The organism is Bacillus sp. AR8-1 (genome assembly GCF_008042345.1).
Taxonomy (GTDB): domain Bacteria; phylum Bacillota; class Bacilli; order Bacillales; family Bacillaceae_G; genus Bacillus_A; species Bacillus_A cereus.
Genome location: NZ_QNUB01000031.1, coordinates 68194 through 76111 on the forward strand (window position 1 = coordinate 68194; position 7918 = coordinate 76111).

Genomic DNA, 7918 nt, shown 5'->3' on the forward strand with positions numbered 1-7918 from the left:
GTACCTCTCTTGACAGTGATTACTTTGCTGCTGGCAATTGTATTGGATCAAATTTATCATACGATGTAAACTTCGCATCCGTAATAATGTGCGCTTTATCCTCACCATTGCTACTCATAACCATATCTATCTTTGCTGATTCATATTTAAAATCTTTTGTAATAATATATTCCCCATCTATTTCTTCTATCTTTGCATTTTGGCCTTGTAGCATTTGTTTCTGCTTTTCATCCATACTAGCTAACATACTCTCTGTCTCTTGCCCTTTTAATGCAAACTTCAGCTTATAATTATCTCCACTTTTCTCCATCTTCACTTTATTTAAAATTTCCGATGGAATCTCTAAATTATCTACCATTCCTTGAGTCGCATTCATTCCGTTAGCATTTAATTGTTCCTCTGGTACAGACATCACTTCACCCGTATTAGGATTTTTCAACTGACCAGCAATTTTGCCACCCACATCATAAACAACAACCTCTGTACCAGAAACATTCATTTCAGAACGAGAATTTTTTTGCTTCGGCTCTAATTGCATTTTGGCCTTTATTACATTCATCTCTGTTCCTTCAGCCTTTATTCCCACATCATATGTCATCGTTACATTTTCTTCGTTTTTAAAAGCTTCATTCGCTTTATTGAAAACATCCTTCGCTGTTAATTCCTTTTCTTTCTGCACAGCTTCTTTTTTCGGCTCATCAGTCTTTTTTGTTTTCTCATTACTACACCCTACTCCTAGACCGACTGCAAGTACTAAACTTGAAATTAAAATAAATTTTTTCATAACGTCCCCTCCTTCCCAAAAATAATATCATCTCTTTTCCTATGAAATCTATATAATTCGTAATATTCTTCTTTAAATTTATTTCCTATATAGCAACATGTTTGAGAAAAAGTTTAAATATGATGTAAATAATAACAACTCATTTCAGGAGGTCATTATGAAAGCTATTATTTGCACAAAGTATGGACCACCTAATGTTCTCCAGCTTCACAATATAGAAAAGCCTAAACCTAAGAAAAATGAAGTATTAGTTAAAATTCACGCAACAAGTGTATCGACTGGAGATTGTAGAATACGTGGCTTTAATAGCCCCCTCTTATTTTGGATTCCTATGCGGATCATATTAGGTTTCAGAAAACCGAGAAAACCTATACTTGGCGTAGAGTTATCCGGTGAAATCGAAGACATTGGATCAGATGTAACACAATTTAAAAAAGGAGATCCAGTTTTTGCATTAACAGAACTAAACCTTGGTGGTTATGCGGAATACACATGCGTGCATGAAAGTGGATTAATAGCATTAAAACCTACCAATGTGACATATGAAGAAGCTGCCGTTATTCCTTTTGGCGGAACTTCAGCATTGCACTTCCTTAGAAAAGGACAGATAAAAAAAGGGCAACGAGTACTTATATACGGCGCCTCTGGGTCAGTAGGGACAGCTGCCGTACAGCTTGCTAAATACTTCGGGGCGACTGTCACAGCCATTTGTAGTAGTTCGAATTTCGATTTAGTAACAGCTTTAGGGGCAGACAACGTAATTGATTATATGAAAGAAGATTTTACTAAGTGGGGCGATCACTACGATATTATATTTGACGCAGTTGGAAAATATAATAAGTCTCTTTGTACAGATGCATTAATGCCTAATGGAAAATATGTATCTGTGAACGGAATGATGGCAAAGGTCAGTAAAGAAGATATGAACCTACTAAAACAACTAGCTGAAACAGAAAAGCTAAAACCTGTTATTGATAGAACTTACCGATTAGAAGAAGTTGTAGAAGCCCATACGTATGTAGAAATGGGCCATAAGAAAGGAAATGTTTCGATTACCTTAAAATAAAATATATTCTGAAAATACCATTGACAATTCTTTTTGTACGATTTACTATTAGTACCATATTCAAAACTACATACACATACTCTTATCAAGAGTGGCGGAGGGACTGGCCCGATGATGCCCGGCAACCGAGCTTATGACGTATAAGCTAAGGTGCTAATTCCTGCAAAACGAGTTTTCGTTTTGGAAGATAAGAGAGGAATCTATTTCGTCTATTCGGCACCTCTCTTATTTTTGGGAGGTGCTTTTTATTTTGGAACGTATATGAAGGGGGATTTATAGATGAAAAAGGTATTATTAAGCATTGTAAGCGGAGCAGTATTATTATTAGGCGCATGTAGCGTGAGTTCAGATAAAGAGGTAAAAGCATTAGACGAGAAAAAGATTACTGTCGGTGTAACAGGTGGGCCGCATGAACAAATTTTTGAAAAGGTAAAAGAAGTTGCCGCAAAAGATGGCCTCGAAATTGATATAAAAGTATTTAATGATTATGTAGCGCCAAACGTATCTTTAGATGAAAAAAGCCTTGATGTAAATAGCTACCAAACAAAATCGTATTTAGATGTATTTAAAGCTGAACGCAATATGAAATTAGCTGAAGTATTTTCAACAGTAACATTCCCTATGGGCGTATATTCTAAAGATATAAAAGATGTAAAAGACTTAAAAGACGGCGATGCAATTGCTGTACCAAATGACCCAACGAATGAACTGCGAGCTTTAAAATTATTTGAAAAAGCAGGGGTTTTAAAAGTTGATCCAAAGGCTACAGAAAAAGCGACTGCAAAGGATGTAATTGAAAACCCGAAAAATTTAAAGATTGTTGAATTAGAGGCATCTCAATTACCAATACAACTAAGTGAAGTGAAAGCAGCCGCAATCAATACAAACTTTGCATTAGGTGCAAAATTAAGTCCGGCGAAAGATTCTATTTTCCGCGAAGGAAAAGATTCACCATATGTGAACTGGGTCGTTGTTCGTACTGAAAATAAAGATGATGCCGTTGTAAACAAATTAAAGAAAGCTTATCAATCTAAAGAAGTGAAAGAGTTTATCGAGAAAAAATTTGATGGTTCAGTTTTACCATCTTGGTAGGAGCTGACGATAATGATTGAATTAAAAAACATATCCAAAGTATTTTCAACAAAAAAAGGGACTGTTGAGGCTCTTAAGTCTACTTCCCTTAAAGTAGAAAAAGGCGAGGTATTTGGAATCATTGGGTATAGCGGCGCTGGTAAAAGCACATTGATTCGATGTGTAAATTTATTAGAAAAACCAACGACAGGAAATATCATTGTAAACGAACAAGATTTAACAACGTTATCGACAAAAGAACTAGCAAAAGCGAGACAAAAAATCGGAATGATCTTTCAAGGATTCAATTTACTTAAAACTGTTACCATCTATGAAAACATTGCATTACCTTTACGCCTTGCTGGCATTCCAAAAGCGGAAATTAAAAAAAGGGTAGAAAAATATTTACGCATTGTCGATCTTTTCAATCGAAAAGATGCTTATCCAAGTGAACTTTCTGGCGGTCAAAAACAGCGCGTTGCAATTGCACGTGCACTATCACATGAGCCTGAAGTGTTATTAAGTGATGAAGCAACGAGCGCTTTAGATCCAGAAACAACTGATTCTATTCTTGATTTGTTATTAAAGATTAACGAAGAAATTGGAATTACGATTTTACTCATTACACACGAAATGAACGTTATCCAACGTATATGCGACCGCGTTGCCGTTATGGAACATGGATCTGTAGTCGAAAGCGGGACTGTGAAAGATATTTTCACAAACCCACAACATGTAACAACGAAGAAATTTGTAAATAGCGCCTTTGCAGCTAAAATTCCAGAAGAGGTACAGAAAGAACTACAGAATACTGGAGAAATTGTAACACTTTCATTTATTGGCACTACTTCAGGTGAACCTGTCTTAGCTGTTGCCACAAAACGTTTCCAAGTGTATCCGAATATTTTATCCGGTAATATTACGCAGTTAAAACATGAAGCATATGGGAAACTAGTCGTTCATATGCAAGGAGAACAAAATGAAATCCACCGTGCTTTATCATTTTTACAAGAGCAAGGAATCATCGTAGAAGGAGGTAGAACAGATTATGGGAAACAAGTCCTTTTTGGATGAATGGGGTAAAGTCATATGGGAAGCCACAATTCAAACCTTTCAAATGACATCTATTTCATTACTCATCTCACTCCTTATTGCACTGCCACTTGGCGTCACACTTGTTTTAACGAGACCTGGTGGGCAGCGTGAAAATAAAATCATCTATCCTATTCTTAATACAGTTATTAATATCATTCGCTCTCTTCCATTTATCATTCTATTATTCTTCATCTTACCTTTTACAAAGTTTCTAATGGGAACATCCATTGGCGTGCAAGGTGTTATCTTACCACTTGTCGTCTTCACAGCTCCCTATATCGCACGTTTAATGGAGACAGCCTTACTAGAAGTAGATCGAGGGGTTATTGAGGCCTATCAAGCGATGGGAGTCTCTACTATAAAAATCATTTGGCACGTCATGGTTAAAGAAGCTCGTCCCTCCCTTGTACTTGGATTAACAATTGCAACGATTGGCTTAATCGGCGCAACAGCAATGGCTGGTCTTGTAGGTGCTGGCGGGCTAGGGGACTTAGCATATCGCTTCGGACATTTACGCTATGAACCTGAAGTAATGTATGCAACCGTCTTTATTCTAATTATCCTCGTTCAAGGATTACAGTCTTTAGGTAATGGGGTTGCACGAAGACTGAAGAAAGATTAAAAAAGAAGGTATCTCACCAGGGTGAGATACCTTCTTTTTATCTTTTAAATCCGCCTTCTGAATGAATAACTTGCCCCGTAATCCACTCAGCTTCTTCACTTACTAAAAATTTAATGAGTCTAGCTGCATCCTTTGGCTCACCAATTCTGCCAAAAGGAAACATAGGCTTTAACCCTTGTTTTATCTCTTCAGTCATCCATCCTGTATCGGTTGGTCCTGGATTAATTGCATTCACTGTTATTCCTAATTGAGCTACTTCTGCTGACAACGTACTAGTAAGAGCATCAATAGCTCCCTTCGTTGTCGCATAAGCTAGTTCTCCTGCCATAGGACCTTGAAATTGCCCCGAAGTCATATTAACAATTCTACCACCAGATTTCTTATCAAATCCTCGGGCAAATTGACTACTGAGCAATGTAGTCGCACGAATATTAACCATATAATGCTTATCTAATTCTTCAGCAGTCAACGTAGAGAAATCATTATTCGTAGAATATGCTGCATTATTAATTAATATATGAGGGTACCCTAATTGTTCAGTAACTTTATTTAAAAGCTCTTTCGGTGCATCATTCCGAGTTAAATCTAACTCCATGCTCAATACTCTAACACCTTTTTGTAATAGCTCTTCTTTTAATTGTATTTGTTCATTTTTATCAACGCCCCAAGGCATCTCTTTATCATAATCCGTCCAATACGTAAAAAATATATCGTATCCTGCCTCAGCTAATTCTTTACAAATCGCTGCTCCTATACCGTCTAGACGACTTACGCCTGTAACAACTGCTACTTTATTTTTTAATTGGTTCATCATATACTCCTCCAAGTTTAAAGGACGCATATTTTATATAAGAGATATAAATTTCCCCACCTAGACCTCTGTCCTTACAAAAAGGATGTACAAGCCAACTATGCAGTCCTTGCATGATTTACAAATAGCTAAATAAACCCTCACTTATGAGAGAAAAATTCATCTATCCAATTTCTAATCATTACAAGTTCATCCACATATCGAGTCCTTGTCTCCTTTCCATATATCTCTGTTTCTATCATACCAATATGATGTACTATTTCAAATGATAAAAAAATAAAAACCAATATTCCATTCCAAACTTCTATCGAATTTATTATATTATAATATAATAAATAATGAAAATAATCAGAAAAATACTGGCAAATATTGACTAACCTTCTTATAATAAAACGTGGGGCTAATGTGAGAATTTAGTTTTAAACAAATAGGGGGAAGAAATATGTCAAAAAAATTACTTTCTTTATTTTCTGCAGTAATCGTAGCAGCTTTTGTAATAACCGGCTGTGGTCAAAGCGATACGACAAATAAAGAACAAAAAGAGAATGCAACAAAAGAAAGCAAAACGGAAAAAACAGATACAACGAAAGAAAGTAAACCTACTGAAAAAAAATCCGAAGATAAAAAAACTGAAGATAAAAAGCCTGAAAATACAGCTACTGGATCAAGCGACTACTCTAAGCTGATTTCCTATATGGAAAAAGAAACAGGTGGTAAAACAAAAGTTCTTTTTGAAAATAAAGAACCACAAGTCTATAAAGCTGAAGATGTTTCAGTATCAATGAATAGTTACACATTAGTTGAATTAAATGGATTCCATACAAACTTCGATATTCCGTTTAATCGTCAAACAGAAGGCGGAGTTATTCTTGTGAACTACAGCGTAAAAAATAGTTCAGCTAAAGATATTTATTATATGCCAGCATTGGACATGTCATTTACTGGCGCGCAGAAAGCATATAGTAACTATAAAGATTTAATTCCAAAAGAAGATCAGCTCCCAACTAAACTTGCTCCAACGAATGATTACTTAGTAAAAGCAGGAGAAACTATTTCTGGTTATATCGCTTATCCATTCGGAAAAGATGATCTAGCGAAAATTTCAAGTCTCTCAACAGTCTCAGTCACAGTCCCAACTGCACAAGCTAATAAAGGAAAATTTGATGCTCCAATCGGAAATCCTGGAAGCTTTTCATTAAGTTTAAACAAACAGGGTGCTGAAAAAGTTGCAACAGATAATACTTTCTACCAAGATAAAGCTACAGCTAATAACATGGGCGATAAAAAAATGTTAAAAGAGAAATCAAGTATTAATAACAATCAAGAATTAGGCGCTGTTAATGTTACATTAGACGGATACCAATTCACTCAATTCACACCAAATTCCGTCGAAGCTCCACGCTTTGCAAATTTTAAAAACGGTCTTGTTCTGTTAACAGTAAAATTCAAGCTTGATAACAAAGATGCTCAAGACGTTTCACTGTCTCCTATAAGCTCTACATTGAGAGTGAATGATGGTACACAATATACGATTAATGAAGGTATGCTATTAAATTATGACTATAATGCTTCAGTCAAAACAGGAACATCTGGAGAGTTACTACAAGTATATATTTTAGATCAAGAGCAGTATGAAAAGATTTGGAAAGACAAAAGCTTTGAGATTGAGTTAGGACCTATGAGAAATAAAGAAGCTAAAGATATTTCACAAGGTAAAAAAGCTAAATTTACATTACCTAAATAAATTAATAAATATATAATAGAAAAGGCATATAACATATGATTGTTATATGCCTTTTTCATTTTATAAAAACACCATTTTTGTTCACACTTTATCCATTGTGAATTTTTTCACAATGGATATATAATAAACATGTAAATAGAATATTGGAGGGATTTCAATGGTTATCAATTTTTTAAGAACTGATAAACGTGCTGCTTTCATATTATTATTTTTACGATTTTACATAGGATATGCATGGCTCGCTGCTGGGATAGGTAAAGTTTTCGGACAATCTTTTGATGCAAGTGGTTTTCTAAAGGGCGCTATCGCTCAAGCATCAGGTGACCATCCTGCAGTACAAAGTTGGTGGGCAGATTTTCTTCAAAATTTTGTTCTTCCAAACGCAGACCTATTTAGCTTTTTAGTTCAATGGGGAGAAATTTTAGTAGGTCTAGGTTTAATTTTAGGCGGATTAACAAAAACAGCTGCATTTTTCGGAATCATAATGAATCTTTCATTTTTATTAAGCGGAACTGTTAGTGTAAACCCAAATCTGCTTATTTTAACTATGTTCATTTTAGTTGCAGGGCAAAACGCTGGACGTATTGGATTAGATGACTATGTTTTCCCTAAACTTTTCCGTAAAAATAACCACGGAACATATAAATTAAGTAAAACTGCGTAGTAACAGTTTACTTTTAAAATATAAATAAGAAAAAGAGCCTGAGTTGAACTGCACCCCAATT

8 protein-coding genes and 1 riboswitch are annotated in these 7918 nt (G+C 35.3%); of the genes, 6 read left to right on the forward strand and 2 right to left on the reverse strand.

Annotated elements, in window-relative coordinates:
- Positions 1-19: 19 nt before the first annotated feature.
- Positions 20-784: a DUF6612 family protein gene (locus DN400_RS21225; protein WP_000713524.1), complete on the reverse strand. Its 765-nt coding sequence runs from the start codon at positions 782-784 to the stop codon at positions 20-22.
- A gap of 157 nt (positions 785-941) precedes the next feature.
- Here DN400_RS21225 and DN400_RS21230 point away from each other — a divergent pair, with 157 nt between their 5' ends.
- From DN400_RS21230 to DN400_RS21245, 4 genes are all read left to right on the forward strand, one after another.
- Entirely contained in the window at positions 942-1850 is a 909-nt protein-coding gene (locus DN400_RS21230; protein WP_065229637.1) for an NAD(P)-dependent alcohol dehydrogenase, read from the forward strand.
- A 79-nt stretch (positions 1851-1929) separates the two neighbouring features.
- Positions 1930-2044: riboswitch (SAM riboswitch) on the forward strand.
- A gap of 85 nt (positions 2045-2129) precedes the next feature.
- Positions 2130-2942 (forward strand): MetQ/NlpA family ABC transporter substrate-binding protein, encoded by an 813-nt coding sequence (locus DN400_RS21235; protein WP_023520834.1) that lies wholly within the window; start codon positions 2130-2132, stop codon positions 2940-2942.
- A gap of 12 nt (positions 2943-2954) precedes the next feature.
- Positions 2955-3995, forward strand: a complete 1041-nt coding sequence (locus DN400_RS21240; protein WP_147801906.1) for a methionine ABC transporter ATP-binding protein — start codon at positions 2955-2957, stop codon at positions 3993-3995.
- On the forward strand, positions 3970-4638 hold the full coding sequence (locus DN400_RS21245) for a methionine ABC transporter permease (protein WP_065229636.1): 669 nt from the start codon (positions 3970-3972) through the stop codon (positions 4636-4638). The genes DN400_RS21240 and DN400_RS21245 overlap by 26 nt, the downstream gene beginning before the upstream one ends.
- Before the next feature lie 37 nt (positions 4639-4675).
- Here DN400_RS21245 and DN400_RS21250 read toward each other — a convergent pair whose 3' ends face one another.
- Complete coding sequence (locus DN400_RS21250; protein ID WP_002094237.1) at positions 4676-5452, reverse strand: SDR family oxidoreductase; 777 nt, start codon at positions 5450-5452, stop codon at positions 4676-4678.
- 439 nt (positions 5453-5891) lie between these two features.
- On the opposite strand from DN400_RS21250, the gene DN400_RS21255 reads away from it, so the two are divergent.
- The gene (locus DN400_RS21255; protein WP_000038602.1) at positions 5892-7193 is read left to right on the forward strand and encodes a DUF5068 domain-containing protein; all 1302 of its coding nucleotides are present in this window, start codon (positions 5892-5894) and stop codon (positions 7191-7193) included.
- 157 nt (positions 7194-7350) lie between these two features.
- A complete protein-coding gene (locus DN400_RS21260) occupies positions 7351-7857 on the forward strand; it encodes a DoxX family membrane protein (RefSeq protein ID WP_061660795.1) in 507 nt (168 codons plus the stop codon).
- Positions 7858-7918 lie beyond the last annotated feature (61 nt).

Excerpts from the sequence above, each read along its gene's own strand:
- DN400_RS21225 (WP_000713524.1), bottom strand. The coding sequence starts at position 784 with ATGAAAAAATTTATTTTAATTTCAAGTTTAGTACTTGCAGTCGGTCTA.
- DN400_RS21235 (WP_023520834.1), top strand. The coding sequence starts at position 2,130 with ATGAAAAAGGTATTATTAAGCATTGTAAGCGGAGCAGTATTATTATTA.
- DN400_RS21255 (WP_000038602.1), top strand. The coding sequence starts at position 5,892 with ATGTCAAAAAAATTACTTTCTTTATTTTCTGCAGTAATCGTAGCAGCT.
- DN400_RS21240 (WP_147801906.1), top strand. The coding sequence starts at position 2,955 with ATGATTGAATTAAAAAACATATCCAAAGTATTTTCAACAAAAAAAGGG.
- DN400_RS21260 (WP_061660795.1), top strand. The coding sequence starts at position 7,351 with ATGGTTATCAATTTTTTAAGAACTGATAAACGTGCTGCTTTCATATTA.
- DN400_RS21250 (WP_002094237.1), bottom strand. The coding sequence starts at position 5,452 with ATGATGAACCAATTAAAAAATAAAGTAGCAGTTGTTACAGGCGTAAGT.
- DN400_RS21245 (WP_065229636.1), top strand. The coding sequence starts at position 3,970 with ATGGGAAACAAGTCCTTTTTGGATGAATGGGGTAAAGTCATATGGGAA.
- DN400_RS21230 (WP_065229637.1), top strand. The coding sequence starts at position 942 with ATGAAAGCTATTATTTGCACAAAGTATGGACCACCTAATGTTCTCCAG.